The sequence below is a fragment of the Acidovorax sp. T1 genome (genome assembly GCF_002176815.1).
Classification (GTDB): domain Bacteria; phylum Pseudomonadota; class Gammaproteobacteria; order Burkholderiales; family Burkholderiaceae_C; genus Acidovorax.
In genome coordinates, this window is sequence record NZ_CP021648.1 from 1,051,841 (window position 1) to 1,067,957 (window position 16,117).

Below are 16,117 nucleotides of genomic sequence, written 5' to 3' on the forward strand. Positions count from 1 at the left end.
CCGGGTGTCAGTTCCACCCGATTATTGCCCTGCCATGCCCACCAGCCAAGCCACGACCCCTTCCCACAACCAGCTAGATACCAAGGCGCAGGCATGGTCCGCCCTGTTTTCCGAGCCCATGAGCGATCTGGTCAAGCGCTACACCTCCAGCGTGTTTTTTGACAAGCGCCTGTGGCAGGCCGACATCGCGGGCAGCCTGGCGCACGCCGAGATGCTGGCCGCCCAGGGCATCATCAGTGCCGACGACCACGCATCCATCCAGCGCGGCATGGCGCAGATCAAAGAGGAGATTGAATCCGGCGCCTTCGAGTGGAAGCTCGACCTCGAAGACGTGCACCTGAACATCGAGGCGCGCCTGACCCAGCTGGTGGGTGACGCCGGCAAGCGCCTGCACACCGGCCGCAGCCGCAACGACCAGGTGGCCACCGACGTGCGCCTGTGGCTGCGCGGCGAGATTGATTTGATCGGCGACCTGCTGAAAGAACTGCAGGTGGCGCTGGTCGATGTGGCCGCGCAGAACGTCGAGGTGATCCTGCCCGGCTTCACCCACCTGCAGGTGGCGCAGCCGGTGAGCTTTGGCCACCACATGCTGGCCTATGTGGAAATGTTCGCGCGCGATGCCGAGCGCATGCAGGATGTGCGCCGCCGCGTCAACGTGCTGCCGCTGGGCTCGGCGGCCCTCGCCGGCACCACCTACCCGCTGGACCGCGAGCGCGTCGCAAAAACCTTGGGCATGGTGGATGCGAACGGGCACCCCATGGTCTGTCAGAACAGCCTGGACGCCGTGAGCGACCGCGACTTCGCCATCGAGTTCACCGCCGCCGCCAGCCTGTGCATGGTGCACGTGAGCCGCCTGTCGGAAGAACTCATCATCTGGATGAGCCAGAACTTCGGCTTCATCCGCATCGCCGACCGCTTCACCACCGGCTCGTCCATCATGCCGCAGAAGAAAAACCCCGACGTGCCTGAACTGGCACGCGGCAAGACCGGCCGCGTGGTCGGCCACCTGATGGGGCTGATCACGCTGATGAAGGGCCAGCCCCTGGCCTACAACAAGGACAACCAGGAAGACAAGGAGCCGCTGTTCGACACCGTGGACACGCTCAAGGACACGCTGCGCATCTTTGCCGAAATGGTGGGCGGCCAGCGCAACCCCGCCACGGGCAAGAAGGAAGGCGGCATCACCGTCAACGCGCCCGCGATGGAGCAGGCCGCACTGCGCGGCTACGCCACCGCCACCGACCTGGCCGACTACCTCGTCAAGAAGGGCCTGCCGTTTCGCGATGCGCATGAAACCGTGGCCCACGCCGTGAAGGCGGCCACCACGCACGCCTGTGACTTGTCGGAGCTGCCGCTGGCCGTGCTGCAAGGCTTTCACCCGCAGATCGAAAAAGACGTGTACGAAGCCTTGAGCCTGCGCGGATCGCTCAACGCGCGCAACACCCTGGGCGGCACCGCGCCGGCGCAGGTGCGCGCGCAGATCGCCCGCCACCAGGCGCGTCTGGCGGCATGATCAATTTTTCGAATGAAATGAGGCTCTGGCGCTTATTGGTATTGCGCAAGCTGCTCTTTATTAGATAGCGTTTGAGTGTGCTTGACGCAGCGCGTGGCAGCCTTGCGTTACCGGTTGGCAGCCTTCGGGCCGGCATTTTTTCGCGTTGTCCGCCCGGTTTTCCTCCTGAGGAGTTGGATATGTCTTTGCGTCGCACCGTTGTCTCACGCGTCTCACGCGTCTCACGCGCCCTGCGCGGCCTGGCTGCCCTGGCGGCGGGCCTGGCCCTGTCCACGGCCATGGCACAGTCGGCCAAGCCCCTGCGCATTCTGGTGGGCTTTCCGCCGGGCGGCGGCACCGACGCCATTGCGCGCACGCTGTCCGAGGGCCTCAAGGACGCCCTGGGGATGCCGGTGGTGGTGGACAACCGGCCCGGCGCCGGCGGGCAGATTGCCGCGCAGGTGCTCAAGGCCTCGCCTGCCGACGGCACCACGGTGTTCCTCACACACGACCACACCATCTCCATCCTGCCGCTGGTGGTGAGGAACCCCGGCTACCAGCCCGACCGTGACTTCGTGCCCGTGGGCGGCTTTGCCACCTTTGTGAATGCCTTTGCCGTGTCGGGCGGCACCCCCGCCAACACCTTTGGTGAATATGTGCAGTGGGTGCGCACCCAGGGCGGTGGCAAGGGCGCCGTGGGCATTCCGGCGCCGGCGTCCACGCCGGAGTTTCTGGTCAAGCTGGTGGGTGAGAAATTCCAGCTCGACCTGGTGTCGGCCCCTTACCGCGGTGCCGCGCCCATGATGGCCGACATGCTGGGCAACCAGATCGGTGCGGGCGTGGGCTCGGTGCAGGACTTCATGGAAAACCACAAGGCCGGCAAGCTGCGCGTGGTGGCGGTGCTGGGCACCAAGCGCCAGGCGGCCATGCCCCAGGTGCCTACGTTCGACGAACTGGGCTTCAAGGGCTTTGCCGACCTGCCGTATTACGGCTTTTATGCCCCGGCCGGCACGCCGCAGCCATTCATCCAGCAGTTCGCGGCGGCGCTGGCCAAGGTGGTTGCCAAACCCGAGGTGCACGACCATCTCACCGCCATGGGCCTCACGGTGGGCTTCATGACGCCGCAGCAACTGGGTGCGCGCGAACATGCCTACACCGAAACCTGGCGCCGCATCATCAAGACCAACGGGTTTGTGCCGCAGTAAGCCCCACGGGGCGAGGGCGCCGCTGTGGCGGAAATCCGACGCAAAAATGGCTGTCGACGCTTGGTTTCTTTCAGTGATTGATGCTATTGAATAAATAGCTGTATGCGCTTTTGTAGCAAGCGCTGCAGCCGTATTCGTGCATTTTTTTAAGGGCCGGGTGCAGCGCTTTGCCGTGAATGCGGCAACGCAGGTGTCAGACCACCAGCTGGTGGCGGTGTGGATTGACTGAAAGCCGTTGACCGTTCAAAACCTGCCGTCCACAGCCACAGTGCCACCGCACCCGCCACCACGGGGGGCGCCGCACGCACCGGGATGCCGGTGTGCGTGCCAGCGCGGCGCAGGGGCTGTGACAAGGTGGCCAACGCATGTACCATCCAGCACAAATCCTGCCGGTGCGTAAAATTGTAAAGATCTGTTTGCTGCCTTGCTTGTGCGTTTCTCTGCCACTTCCCGTCTGATCCTGCTGGCCGTGCTGCTGTCCTTGGGCATTGGCGGCCTGTTTGCCCGCAGCATCTGGACGCTGCGCGAGGAGGCGTGGCACCATGCCGAGCGCACCAGCGTCAATCTGGTGCGCACGCTGGACCAAAACATAGCCCGCACGATGGAGTCTGTTGACCTGTCAATGCAGAGGGTGGTGGAAGGCGTCACCGATCCGTACGTGATGGCCCTGCCGGTCGAAATGCGCCAACGCGCGCTGTTCGACAATTCGTTGCGTGTGCAGGGTATTGGCTCCCTTTTGGTGTTGGACCGGGCCGGCAACGTGGTGATCGACTCCGAGTTTCTGGAGCCCCGCAAGGCCAACTTTGCCGATCGAGACTACGTCAAGGTGTTTGATAGCGGCGCCCACACAGGTCTGTATGTGGGCGCGCCGGTGCGTGCGCGCCTGACCGGCCGGTACAGCCTGCCCCTGAGCCGCGCCTACTATGGGCCCGATGGCCAGGTGGCCGGTGTGGTCGTGGGCACCTTGCGGCTGGCGCATTTCCAAAGCCTGTTCGAAGCCTTGAACCTCGGGCCCGGTGGCAGCCTGAACCTGTTTCGCTCCGATGGCATTGTGATTGCGCGTTTTCCCTTCAGCGAAGACGTGCGGGGCCGCAGCCTGGCGGGCACGGCCAATATCCGCGCCTTTCAGTCGGCCCGCAGCGGCGTTTTTACCGGCCGGTCCGCGATTGACAACGTTGAGCGCCTTTTTGCGTTCCGGCATGTGGGCGACTATCCCCTGATGGTGAATGTGGCCCAGTCGGTGGATGACATCCTGGCCGGCTGGTACCGCAGCGCCTGGATTCTGGGTGGTTTTGCCCTGCTGCTGATGGCGGCCTGTGTGGGGCTGGCGGGGCTGTTTGCGCGGGAGTTGCGCCGCCGCCAGCAGATCAGTGCCAGGCTGGAACAGGCCGAGCGCGACCTGCGCACCATCCTGAACAATATGCCCTCCATGATTGGTTACTGGGATCGCGACCTGTGCAACCGTTTTGCCAACCATGCCTATCTGGACTGGTTTGGCCAGGCGCCCGGCCAAATGCGCGGCAGGCACATCCGCGAGCTGCTGGGCGACGAGCTCTACGAAAAGAACCGGCCTTATCTGGAGCAGGCGCTGCAGGGGCACGAGCAGCTTTTCGAGCGCACCATCGTCGACCCCGCCGGGGTGGAGCGCTACGCCATCGCCTCGTATGTGCCCGACTTTGACGGCGATGAGGTGCGCGGCATTTTCGTGCAGGTCACCGACATCACCGAGCGCAAGCGCATGGAAGAGGCGCTGTTCGAGGAAAAGGAGCGCATGCGCCTGACGCTCAGGTCCATTGGCGATGCCGTGGTCTGCACCGATGCGCAGGGCCTGGTCACCTACCTGAACCCCGTGGCCCAGCGCCTGACGGGCTGGCAGGGGTTTGATGCCGCGGGGCGCAATGTGGATGAGGTGGTGCACCTGCTGGTCCCGGACGATCAGGCGCCCCAGCCCAGCCCGCTGCGCCTGGCGCTGCAGCAGAAAAAGCCCGTGGAGCCCACGCGCGGCGTGGTGCTGCACCGCACCAGCGGCCAGCGCTTTGACGTGGAAGAATCGGCCAGCCCCATCACCGACCGCCACGGCCAGATCACCGGGGCCGTGGCCGTGCTGCGCGACGTGACCGACGCCGTGGCCATGGCCGAGCACATGGCGCACCTGGCGCAGTACGACGCGCTCACCGACCTGCCCAACCGCGTGCTGCTGCAAGACCGGGCCCGCCAGGCGCTGGCCCATGCCCGGCGCGATGGCAACTTGGTGGCCGTGATGTACATCGATCTGGATGGCTTCAAGCAAGTCAATGACACCCGGGGCCACGACGTGGGCGACGAGTTGCTGGTGCAGTTGGCCCAGCGCCTCACGGGTGCCGTGCGCGCGTCCGACACGGTGTGCCGCCAGGGCGGCGACGAATTCGTGGTGCTGCTGCCGGGCATTGACGCCGCCGAGCAGGCCTGCCAGGTGGCGCGCAAGATCATGGCCGCATGCAGCGCCCCTTATCAGCTCAGCAGCCACGTGCTGTCCGTGGATCTGAGCGGCGGCATCGCCCTGTTTCCCGAGCATGGCCAGAACTTCGAAGCGCTGTCGCGCCATGCCGACGCGGCCATGTATGCCGCCAAACATGCGGGCCGGCGGCAGTTTCGCCTGTATGCCGGGGCAGATGCCGAGCCCGTGCGCGTGGCCCTCGAAGGCGATCGGGTCTCAGCTTGCTCCTGAATAAATAGCTGTCTGCGCTTGCTGCATAAGCGCTTCGGCGCTATTTCGTTAAAATTTTGTGGCGAGGCGCCGTGCCCCTGGCTGTGGAGCGCGAAATTTGCTGCAGGGTGGCGAAAATAATTTTGATGGCCCTGGCGTGTGCCGCCGCCTACCATTCAATGCCAATTCCCTTTTATCCGGAGTGCCCGCGTGCCCAATCTGTCCAAAGTCACTTGCATTGAAGACCTGCGTGTTGTTGCCCAGCGCCGCGTGCCGCGCATGTTCTATGACTATGCCGATTCAGGTTCGTACACCGAGGGCACCTACCGCGCCAACACGGCCGATTTCCAGGGCATCCAACTGCGCCAGCGCGTGGCCGTGAACATGGAGGGCCGCAGCACTCGCACCACCATGGTGGGCCAGGACGTGGCCATGCCCGTGGCCATTGCGCCCACGGGCCTCACGGGCATGCAGCATGCCGATGGCGAAATCCTGGGCGCGCGTGCGGCCAAGGCGTTTGGTATTCCGTTCACGCTTTCGACCATGAGCATCTGCTCCATCGAAGACGTGGCCCGGCAGACCGGCAACCACCCGTTCTGGTTCCAGGTGTACGTGATGCGCGACCGCGACTTCATCGAGCGCCTGATCGACCGCGCCAAGGCCGCCAACTGCTCGGCCCTGCAGCTCACGCTGGACCTGCAGATCCTGGGCCAGCGCCACAAGGACATCAAGAATGGCCTCTCGGCCCCACCCAAGCCCACGCTGGGCAACCTCATCAACCTGGCGACCAAGCCGCGCTGGTGCCTGGGCATGCTGGGCACAAAACGCCGCAGCTTTGGCAACATCGTGGGCCATGCCAAGGGCGTGGGCGATTTGTCGTCGCTGTCGTCCTGGACGGCCGAGCAGTTCGACCCGCAGCTCAACTGGGGCGATGTGGAGTGGATCAAGAAACGCTGGGGCGGCAAGCTGATCCTGAAGGGCATCATGGACGCCGAAGACGCACGCCTGGCCGTCAATAGCGGTGCCGACGCGCTCATCGTCAGCAACCACGGTGGCCGCCAGCTCGACGGCGCGCCATCCTCCATTGCCGCACTGCCCGCCATCGCCGAGGCGGTGGGCAAGGACATCGAGGTGTGGATGGACGGCGGCATTCGCAGCGGCCAGGACGTGCTCAAGGCCCGCGCCCTGGGCGCGCGCGGCACGCTGATCGGCCGCAGTTTTCTGTATGGCCTGGGCGCCTATGGCGAGGCGGGCGTGACGCGGGCGCTCGAAATCATCCAGAAAGAGCTGGACATCACCATGGCGTTCTGCGGCCGCACCCACATCGACCAGGTGGACCGCAGCATCCTGCTGCCGGGCACTTACCCGCTGGCCTGACAGGGCTTGCCGTCCAGGTCTGAAAAGGCGAACGCGGCGGCGGGTTGGGCGGGGCCGCGCAAAATAGCGGCTGTGACCGAAGCTGCTCCTGCTTTTTCTGCCCCGGCAACCGCACCTGCCGCGGATCGCCCCGCACGGCTGCGCCGCATTGCGCACCTTGACATGGATGCGTTCTTTGCATCGGTCGAGTTGCTGCGCTATCCGCAGCTCCAGGGGCTGCCCGTGGTGATTGGTGGCGGGCGGCGCAGGGTGGACGATCTGCTGCTGCAAAGCCCCGATGGCACCGGCCCGCGCGAGCCGTGCTTCATTCCCGTGGCCGATTTCCCCTTGCTCAAGGACTATGTGGGCCGGGGCGTCATCACCACCGCCACCTATGCCGCGCGGCAGTTTGGCGTGGGTTCGGCCATGGGCATGATGAAGGCTGCCCGGCTGTGCCCGCAGGCCATCGTGCTGCCGGTGGACTTTGACGAGGTGCGCAGGTTTTCGCGCCTGTTCAAGAGCGCCATCACCGAGATCGCGCCAGTGATGCAGGACCGGGGCGTGGACGAGGTGTATATCGATTTCACCGACGTGCCCGGCGGCCAGCGCGAGGGCGGGCGCGTGCTGGCGCGGCTCATCCAGAAAAGCATCTTCGACGCCACGGGCCTGACCTGCTCGATCGGCGTGGCGCCCAACCGCCTGCTGGCCAAGATGGCCAGCGAGTTCAACAAGCCCAATGGCATCTCCATTGTTTATGGGCAAGATCTGCAGACCACCATCTGGCCGCTCAACGTGCGCAAGATCAACGGCATCGGCCCCAAGGCGGGCGAAAAACTGGCCGCACTAGGCGTGCACACCATTGGCGAGCTGGCAGCGCAAGACCCGCAGTGGCTGATGGGCCACTTTGGCAAATCCACCGGCGCGTGGATGCACCGCGTGGCCTGGGGCCAGGACGACAGCCCGGTAGTGACCGAGAGCGAGCCCGTGAGCATGAGCCGCGAAACCACGTTTGAGCGCGACCTGCACGCGGTGCGCGACAAGGCCGAGCTTTCGCGCATCTTCACCGACCTGTGCCAGCGCGTGGCCGAAGACCTGCAGCGCAAAGGCTATGTGGGCAAAACCATCGGCATCAAGCTGCGCTATGACGATTTCAGGACCGCCACGCGCGACCACACCCTGCCCGCGCCCACGCAGGATGCGGCCACCATCCGCCACACGGCGGGGCTGTGCCTCAAGCGCGTGCCGCTGGACAGGCGCTTGCGCCTGCTGGGCGTGCGGGTGGGGGCGCTGGTGCGCCTGTCCGAGCACCTGCTTTCGGGGGGCGAACCCGTTTGCGCAGCCACCCGCCAGGCACGCCACCCCGACCCGCACACCGCGCCGCTGTTTTGACGCTGCGCTGGGACGGCGTATTTGTGTTGATTTGTGACAAAATGATTAGAATCAAAGGTTTTCCTGCCGTTTTCCGGCTGGGACAGCACAAGGACCCCAGCGTATGCGTGTGAATTTGCCGGTAACCCAGCACGAGTATGAATTTCCCGACGACAGCATGCTGGTGTCGTCCACCGACACCAAGGGCATCATCTTGCATGGCAACCCTGCCTTCATCGATGCCAGCGGCTACAGCCACGACGAACTGATAGGCCAGCCGCACAACCTGATCCGCCACCCCGACATGCCACCCCAGGCGTTCAAGGACATGTGGTCCACCGTCGGGCGCGGCCACACCTGGACCGGGCTGGTGAAGAACCGCCGCAAGGACGGCGGTTTCTACTGGGTGCGCGCCAATGTCACGCCCATCATGGAAAACGGCAAGCCGCGTGGCTACCTGTCGGTGCGCACCAAGCCGGGCCGCGCCGAGGTGCAGCAGGCCGAAGCCCTGTATGCCCAACTGCGCAGCGACCAGGCGGCGCAGCGCGAGACCGTCCGTTTGCAGCACGGCCGGGTGGTTTATCCCGGCATGCGCGGTGCGCTGCAGCGGCTGCAGCAAATGTCGGCCACGCAGACCTTGGCGCTGATGCTGCTGGGCGTGGTGCTGGTGGGCATGCTGCCGCACTGGCTGGGCTGGCAGGGCGCCTTGGGCTGGGGCGCGCAGCTGGCGCTGCTGCTGGCGGGCGTTGGCGGTGTGCTGGCGTGGTTCCATGGCCGCATCGTGGGCGGTATGCGCACGGTCGAGCGGTTTGCTGGCGACATTGCCGGCTGCAATCTGGCCACTTCCCTGGACAGCGGGCGGTGCGCGCCGTCGCTGGCGCCCCTGGTGCGTGGCTTGGAGCAGATCCAGGTCAACCTGCGTGCCGTGGTGGGCGATGTGCGCACCGAGATTGCAGGCTTTTTGCGGTCGGCCGAAGAAATCGCCCAGGGCGGGCACGATCTTTACCAGCGCACCGAGGCGCAGGCCGCCAACCTGCAGGAAACCGCCGCCGCAATGGAGGAACTGTCCAGCACCGTGCGGCAAACCGCCGACACATCCGGCGCGGTGGCCAAGGACAGCACCCACAGCGCCGCAGTGGCGCGCGCTGGCGGCGCGGCGGTGCAGCAGGTGGGCCAGGCCATGCATGCCATCGAGCAGTCGTCGCGCAAGGTGGGCGAGATTGTCTCGGTGATCGAGGGCATTGCCTTTCAAACCAATCTGCTGGCGCTCAACGCCGCCGTGGAAGCGGCCCGCGCCGGCGAGCAGGGGCGGGGCTTTGCCGTGGTGGCCGGTGAGGTGCGCGCCCTGGCGCAGCGCAGCGCGGGCGCGGCCAAGGAGATCCGGGCGCTGATCGGCACCTCGGTGTCGCAGGTGGCTGATGGCTCGCGCCAGATGGACCAGGCGGGCCAGACGATTGCCGACGTGGTGTCGTCGGTGTCCCGCGTGAGCGACCTGGTGCGCGAGATCAGCCAGGCCACGGCCGAACAGTCGATCGGCATCGGCCAGGTGAACGAGGCTGTCACGCAACTGGAAACCGTGACGCAGCAGAACGCAGCGCTGGTCGAGGAAACGGCCGCTTCAGCCCAGGCGCTCAAGGGTAACGCGGTGTCCTTGTCGCGCTCGGTAGAGGTGTTTCGCCTGCGGTGATGCCGTGCCAGCGCGGCACGCCGGGCGCTTTTACTGCCGTGCCGTGCGCGTGTTGGCGGGCAGCTGCTGGGGGTGGCTGGTGCGCAGCGGGTTGATGTCAAGCCCGCCGCGGCGGGTGTAGCGCGCATACACCGTGAGCTTGATGGGGCGGCAGCGCGTCCACACGTCCATGAAGATGCGCTCCACGCATTGCTCGTGGAATTCGTTGTGGTTGCGAAAGCTCACGATGTATTGCAGCAGCCCTTCCTGGTCGATCTGCGGGCCGCTGTAGGCAATCTGCACGCTGCCCCAGTCGGGCTGGCCCGTGACCAGGCAGTTGCTCTTGAGCAGGTTGCTGGTCAGCACCTCGGACACGGGCGCTTCGCCAAACGCGGCGGTCAGCAGCTCGGGCGCGGGCTGGTAGCGCGTGCATTCCACATCCAGCCGGTCCAGGCTCAGGCCGTCGAGTTCGTGCACCGGCTCGCGGTCAAACAGCTCGGGCAGCAGCAGTTTCACGCCCACGGTGGCGGGGTGTTCGGCACCGCGCCACACGGCCTCGCTGATGTCGGCGCGGATGCGCGCCTGCACCTCGGCGGCGTCGGCAAAGCGTGTGTTGTTGAAACTGTTGAGGTAGAGCTTGAACGACTTGCTCTCGACGATGTTGGGTGTTTCGCAGGGCACGGTGATGTGCGCCAGCGCCACCTGCGGCTTGCCGCGTGCATTCAGCCACGACAGCTCGAACGCCGTCCACAGGTCGGCCCCGAAGAAGGGGGCCGCGCCCGCAATGCCGATCTCGGCGCGCTTGCCCGCGCGCGGGATGGGAAACAGCAGCGATGCATCGTACTGGCCGATATAGGCCGACGCCTTGCCGAGTTGGGATTGTTCCGGCGTGGTCATGGTCTGTCCTTTTACTATTGAATTAATAGCTTCTTGCGCTTTATCTATAAGCGCTAGAGCCTGTTTTTACTTGAATTCATGCGCGCGCAACCACTTGGTGGCGATCCACTTGTCGCCGGCGATCACCGGCGCGCCGCCATGCAGCGTGCCGGTGGACGGGGCGGGGCGCGCATAGCTGAAGAACACGGCGTTGCCGCGCTGCGGTGCCACTTCGATCTGCGCCTGCGGAAAGACGGTGCCACCGCCTTTTTCGGGCGTGTTCAGGTACATCACCAGCGTGCCCACGCGCTGCCCGCCGTGCTGCACGATGGTGGGCGTGCCGGGCTCGGCGGGGTCGAAGTAGTCGTAATGCGGCTTGTATTCGGCCCCGGGGCGGTAGTGCAGCACCTGCAGGCCTTCGCCGTTTTCGATGGGCCAGTTCAGCAGGCAGGCAATGCGTTCTTCGATGCGCTGGACCAGCGGGCTTTCGCCGCGCTGAAAGAACATGCCGTCACTGGTGCGGTGGTCATTGATTTCCTCGCCACCCGTCTGCGTGGACACCGTGAGCGAGCGCGCCATGCGGGTGGCCGCGGCGGCGATCAAGGCATCGCATTCGTCGGGGGACAGCAGGTTGCCAAACACCACCAGGCGCGGCTGGGCCATGCTCAGCAGCACGTTCACGGTGCGGTCGCCGCAATCCACCTGGGCAGGGGATTCATGGAGCCGTGGCTCGGGCACCGGCACGGCGGCCGGCTGGCGCTGCGGCACAGCCCTTTCGTCGAGATGATCCTGCAGCGTGATGTGCAGCGCATCGGCCGCCAACTGTGCATCCCAGCCCGCGTCGCGCATGGATTGCAGCACCACGGTTTTTGTGAAGCCGGCCTGGGCCTGCTCGATGAGCCAGCGGCGCAGCTCGGGCGTGATGGTCTGGCGCGCGGCGCTGCTGTGCTGGGTGCTTGCAGTGGTGTTGTCCGCAGGCGGGTCAGAGCGCGATGCCATGGCAGTCCTTCAACGTGGGCGGGGTGTTTTTCGGCTTTACGCTGTGGGTGTTTTGCGCCGGAAAACCAGGCGCTCGGGCTCGGAGGATGCCGGGGCAAAGGCGTAGCCTTCCAGATCAAAGGCTTCGAGCTGGTGGGGCGTGGCAATGCGGTGGGTGATGGCGTAGCGCGCCATCAGCCCGCGCGCGCGCTTGGCGTGAAAGCTGATGATCTTGTAGGCGCCGCCTTTCCAGTCCTCGAACACGCATTCAATGACGCGCGCCTTGAGGGCTTTGCAGTCCACCGCCTTGAAATATTCCTGCGACGCCAGGTTGACCACCACCGGCGTGGTGTCGGCGCGCAGGCAGGTGTTGAGGTGCTCGGCAATCTGGCGGCCCCAGAACTGGTAAAGGTTGCTGCCCGCAGCGGTGGCCAGGCGCGTGCCCATCTCCAGGCGGTAGGGCTGCATGCGGTCGAGCGGACGCAAGACGCCGTACAGGCCGCTAAGGATGGCCAGGTGCTGCTGCGCCCACTGCAGATCGTCGCCGGAAAGCGTCTGCGCCTGCAGGCCTTCGTACACGTCGCCGTTGAAGGCCAGCACGGCCTGGCGCGAATTGGCGGCGGTGAACTGGGGTTGCCAGACCTGGTAGCGCGCCACGTTCAGGGCGGCGAGCTTGTCGCTCAGGCCCATCAGCGAGGCGATGTCCTGGGGGGATTTGTCGCGCAGCACCTCGATCAGCTGCGTGGACTGCGGCACGAACTGCGGCAGGGTGTGCGGCAACCCCTCGGGCAGGGGCGTTTCGTAGTCGAGTGATTTGGCGGGAGACAGCAGGAACAGCATGGTGAGGGCGTGGTGGTCCGGGGATCTCAAAGGGCAATGACGAAGGGTAATTCAGTCCGCAAGACGGGAGCGGTCAGTGCCCCAAGAAGCCCCAATGAAAGAAGGCGGCCTGGGCCGCCTTCTTGGTTGCTGCATCAGGCAGCAGGGGGCTGCTCAAACGGCAGCGTCATGGCCGACAGGTCGCGGCGGGTTTCCACCAGCACCAGCGGGCCTTCGTCCAGCACCACGGCGGGCGGACGCTCGCGCGGCACGCGGATGGGTTGCGGCTCGGCGGCGATCGCGGCCTGCACGGCGGCGATTTTCTCTGCATCCGAATTCACCCATTGCAGGCCCGACGCAGCGGCCACCTGCTGCAAGTCATCCAGCGGCAGCGTGAAGCCCTGGACGCGGGGCATGCCCTGTGCGGCAGGCGCTGCGGCAGGTGCCGGTGCCGCCACGGGTGCGGCCTTTGGAGCCACAGCCACGGGCGCAGCGGCCACGGGTGCCGGTGCTGCAACTGGCGCAGGCGCAGGGGCCGTGGCTTGCACCACGGTTTCGGCGTGGGCCTGCTCGGGTGCCGGTGTGGGCGCCGCGACCGGGGTGGCTGCGGGCACGGGAGCCGGGGCAGGTGCAGAGGTAGATGCCGTGGGGGCCGCGTTGAAGTAGCTGCGGCGTGCGGGCTCTTCCTGGCCATCGGCCACTGGCGCGGCCACCGGGGCCGTGGCGTCGAACTCCATCATCGTGGGTGCGGCGGGTTCCACTGCGCCGCGGGGGGCGCGTTCACCGCGCTCGCGCCGGTCGCGGCCATAACGGTCGCGTGAACGGCGCTCACGGCGCTCATCGCTGGCCGGCGCGGTGTCGTTGACGGTCAGGTCCAGGTCGGGCAGCGATGCCAGCGGGGCTGTGTCCGCAAAGTCGGCGGCGGGGGCGCCGGTGTCTTGCGGGGCTTCTGCTGCGCGCGGTGGGCGTTCGCCGCGCTCTGGGCGCTCGCCACGTTCACGGCGACCCTGGCCTTCGCCGCGGTCACGGCGGGGGCCGCGTTCGCTGCGCGGCTGGGCGCCAGCCGCCTCGGCACCATGGCCGTTCGGGCCGACCACTTGCGCCTGGATGGCGGTCTGGGCGGCGGCGTTGTCGGTGTCGGCGCCGGCAGCGTTGTTGCGGGGCTCGGCATCGCGGCGGCTACGGCCGCTTTCGCGGCCTTCGCGGCCGTTGCGGCCTTCGCCTTCGCCACGGGGCGCACGGCCTTCGCCATCGCGCGGGGTGCGGCCTTCCGCGTCACGCGGTGCCCGGCTTTCGCCGTCGCGTGGGGCACGGCCTTCGGTCGGGCGCTCGCCACGGCGGCCACGGCCTTCGCCGGTGCCTTCGCGGTTGGCATCACGGGCGCCGCCTTCGCGGTTGCCGTCGCGGCCGGCGCTGCGTTCACCGCGCTCACCACGGCGGCCACGGCCTTCGCCATTGCGGCCATCGCGGCGGGGTTCACCGCGCGTGCCGGCTTCGGCGGGCGCTGCGGCAGGTGCGGGGGCGGCAGCCGGCGCGGATGCCGGCGTGTCACCCCAGCCAAACAGGCGCTTGAGCCAGCCGAAGAAACCTGGTTCCTGCGGCGCGGCCGGGGCACGGGGTGCTGCAGGAGCTGCCGGTGCGGCGGCTTGCGCAGGGGCCGCAGCCGCAGGGCGCTGGCCCGCGCGCGGTGGGCGTGCAGCGCCTTCGGGGCGCGGTTCGGCGATGGGCGCGGGTGCATCGGGCAGCACACCCTTGATCACCGGCGTTTGCTTGTTGGTGGGCTCTTGCGAGCGGCGCGTCACGGCCGTGGGGTCTTCCACTTCCTCGGCGAGCTTGTAGCTGGCTTCGATGTGATCGAGGCGCGGGTCGTCGTGCTTGAGGCGTTCCAGGCGGTAGTTGGGGGTTTCCAGCGTCTTGTTGGGCACCATCAGCACGGCCACGCGCTGCTTGAGTTCGATCTTGGCGATTTCGGTGCGCTTTTCGTTGAGCAGGAAACTGGCCACTTCCACCGGCACCTGGCAGTGCACAGCGGCCGTGTTGTCCTTCATCGATTCTTCCTGAATGATGCGCAGGATCTGCAGGGCCGACGATTCGGTGTCGCGGATGTGGCCCGAGCCGCCGCAGCGGGGGCAGGGGATGGACGAGCCTTCGCTCAAGGCGGGCTTGAGGCGCTGGCGGCTCATTTCCATGAGACCGAACTTGCTGATGGTGCCGAACTGCACGCGGGCGCGGTCCTGGCGCAGCGCGTCGCGCAGGCGGTTTTCCACTTCGCGGCGGTTCTTGCTCTCATCCATGTCGATGAAGTCGATCACGATCAGGCCGCCCAGGTCGCGCAGGCGCATCTGGCGGGCCACCTCGTCGGCGGCTTCCAGGTTCGTGCGCGTGGCGGTTTCCTCGATGTCGCCGCCCTTGATGGCGCGGGCCGAGTTCACGTCCACGCTCACCAGCGCTTCGGTGTGGTCGATCACGATGGCGCCGCCCGAGGGCAGCTGCACGGTGCGGGCGTAGGCCGACTCGATCTGGTGCTCGATCTGGAAGCGGCTGAACAGGGCGGCGTCATCGCGGTAGCGCTTGACGCGGGCGGCATGCTCGGGCATGACGTGCGCCATGAACTGCTGCGCCTGTTCGTAGATGTCGTCGGTATCGATGAGGATGTCACCGATGTCGTTGTTGAAGTAGTCGCGGATCGCGCGGATCACCAGGCTCGATTCCTGGTAGATCAGGAAGGCGCCCTTGCCACCCTTGGCGGCGCCGTCGATGGCGTTCCACAATTTCAGCAGGTAGTTCAGGTCCCACTGCAGCTCGGGCGCGCTGCGGCCGATGCCGGCCGTGCGCGCGATGATGGACATGCCGTTGGGGTATTCCAGCTGGTCCATCGCCTCCTTGAGCTCGGCGCGGTCCTCGCCCTCGATGCGGCGCGAAACGCCACCGCCACGGGGGTTGTTGGGCATCAGCACCACATAGCGGCCAGCCAGCGAGACGAAGGTGGTCAGGGCAGCGCCCTTGTTGCCGCGTTCTTCCTTTTCGACCTGGACCAGCAACTCCTGGCCTTCCTTGATCACTTCATTGATGCGCGCCTGGCTGGGCGAGACACCGGGGGCGAAGTAGCTGCGCGAGATTTCCTTGAACGGCAGGAAGCCGTGGCGGTCTTCGCCGTAATCCACAAAACAGGCTTCCAGCGAGGGCTCGACGCGCGTGACGACGGCCTTGTAGATATTGCCCTTGCGCTGTTCGCGCCCTTCGATTTCGATTTCGTAGTCGAGGAGCTTTTGTCCGTCGACGATGGCCAGGCGGCGTTCTTCGGGCTGCGTGGCGTTGATGAGCATCCGCTTCATGATGCGATTCCTTTGCGTGTTTTGCGGTGGGCAGCGGCGCAGCCCACCTAACCAACAGGGGAGGGCTGCGCGGGCTGCCACCCGCCGTTCCAAACCAATACAACAAGCTCTACAGGAGCTGTGAATGCCTGGACTGACGCATCGAAACGAAGGGAATTGCCGGAGATGCCAAAAACCTGCGGCGCACTAGCGCAGCAGGTAAAGGCCGGGGCGCGTGGAAGGGGGCGAGTGAGAGTGGCGCAGTTTTGCTACCAAAAGGGTAGCTGGTTGCGCTTGCTGAGTGGACGCTGGGGCCGAATTGGAGCATGCAGCCGGGGGCATCAGCCACCGCCACAA

10 protein-coding genes are annotated in these 16,117 nt (G+C 66.3%); 6 read left to right on the forward strand and 4 right to left on the reverse strand.

Annotation, left to right across the window (positions count from 1 at the left end; genetic code table 11):
• Window positions 1–34 precede the first annotated feature (34 nt).
• From argH to CCX87_RS05090, 6 genes are all read left to right on the forward strand, one after another.
• Window positions 35–1,513: an argininosuccinate lyase gene (argH, locus tag CCX87_RS05065; protein WP_087744286.1), complete on the forward strand. Its 1,479-nt coding sequence runs from the start codon at window positions 35–37 to the stop codon at window positions 1,511–1,513.
• 179 nt (window positions 1,514–1,692) lie between these two features.
• Window positions 1,693–2,697 carry a Bug family tripartite tricarboxylate transporter substrate binding protein gene (locus CCX87_RS05070; protein ID WP_087744288.1) on the forward strand — a complete coding sequence of 335 codons (1,005 nt, stop codon included), beginning with the start codon at window positions 1,693–1,695 and terminating at the stop codon, window positions 2,695–2,697.
• A 430-nt stretch (window positions 2,698–3,127) separates the two neighbouring features.
• Window positions 3,128–5,404 (forward strand): diguanylate cyclase domain-containing protein, encoded by a 2,277-nt coding sequence (locus tag CCX87_RS05075; RefSeq protein ID WP_087748188.1) that lies wholly within the window; start codon window positions 3,128–3,130, stop codon window positions 5,402–5,404.
• A gap of 189 nt (window positions 5,405–5,593) precedes the next feature.
• Window positions 5,594–6,760: an alpha-hydroxy acid oxidase gene (locus CCX87_RS05080; RefSeq protein WP_087744290.1), complete on the forward strand. Its 1,167-nt coding sequence runs from the start codon at window positions 5,594–5,596 to the stop codon at window positions 6,758–6,760.
• Between the two features lie 162 nt (window positions 6,761–6,922).
• The gene (locus tag CCX87_RS05085; RefSeq protein ID WP_087744292.1) at window positions 6,923–8,128 is read left to right on the forward strand and encodes a Y-family DNA polymerase; all 1,206 of its coding nucleotides are present in this window, start codon (window positions 6,923–6,925) and stop codon (window positions 8,126–8,128) included.
• A 103-nt stretch (window positions 8,129–8,231) separates the two neighbouring features.
• Window positions 8,232–9,794, forward strand: a complete 1,563-nt coding sequence (locus CCX87_RS05090; RefSeq protein WP_087744294.1) for a methyl-accepting chemotaxis protein — start codon at window positions 8,232–8,234, stop codon at window positions 9,792–9,794.
• A gap of 30 nt (window positions 9,795–9,824) precedes the next feature.
• Here the strand turns inward: CCX87_RS05090 and queF are convergent, their stop codons facing one another.
• The 4 genes from queF to CCX87_RS05110 form a co-directional block, all read right to left on the reverse strand.
• A complete protein-coding gene (gene queF, locus CCX87_RS05095; protein WP_087744296.1) occupies window positions 9,825–10,670 on the reverse strand; it encodes an NADPH-dependent 7-cyano-7-deazaguanine reductase QueF in 846 nt (281 codons plus the stop codon).
• A gap of 66 nt (window positions 10,671–10,736) precedes the next feature.
• Window positions 10,737–11,648: a 2OG-Fe(II) oxygenase gene (locus CCX87_RS05100; RefSeq protein ID WP_087744298.1), complete on the reverse strand. Its 912-nt coding sequence runs from the start codon at window positions 11,646–11,648 to the stop codon at window positions 10,737–10,739.
• Window positions 11,649–11,684: 36 nt separating this feature from the next.
• Window positions 11,685–12,467 carry a peroxide stress protein YaaA gene (yaaA, locus tag CCX87_RS05105; RefSeq protein ID WP_087744300.1) on the reverse strand — a complete coding sequence of 261 codons (783 nt, stop codon included), beginning with the start codon at window positions 12,465–12,467 and terminating at the stop codon, window positions 11,685–11,687.
• 134 nt (window positions 12,468–12,601) lie between these two features.
• A complete protein-coding gene (locus CCX87_RS05110; RefSeq protein ID WP_087744301.1) occupies window positions 12,602–15,781 on the reverse strand; it encodes an Rne/Rng family ribonuclease in 3,180 nt (1,059 codons plus the stop codon).
• Between the last annotated feature and the right edge of the window lie 336 nt (window positions 15,782–16,117).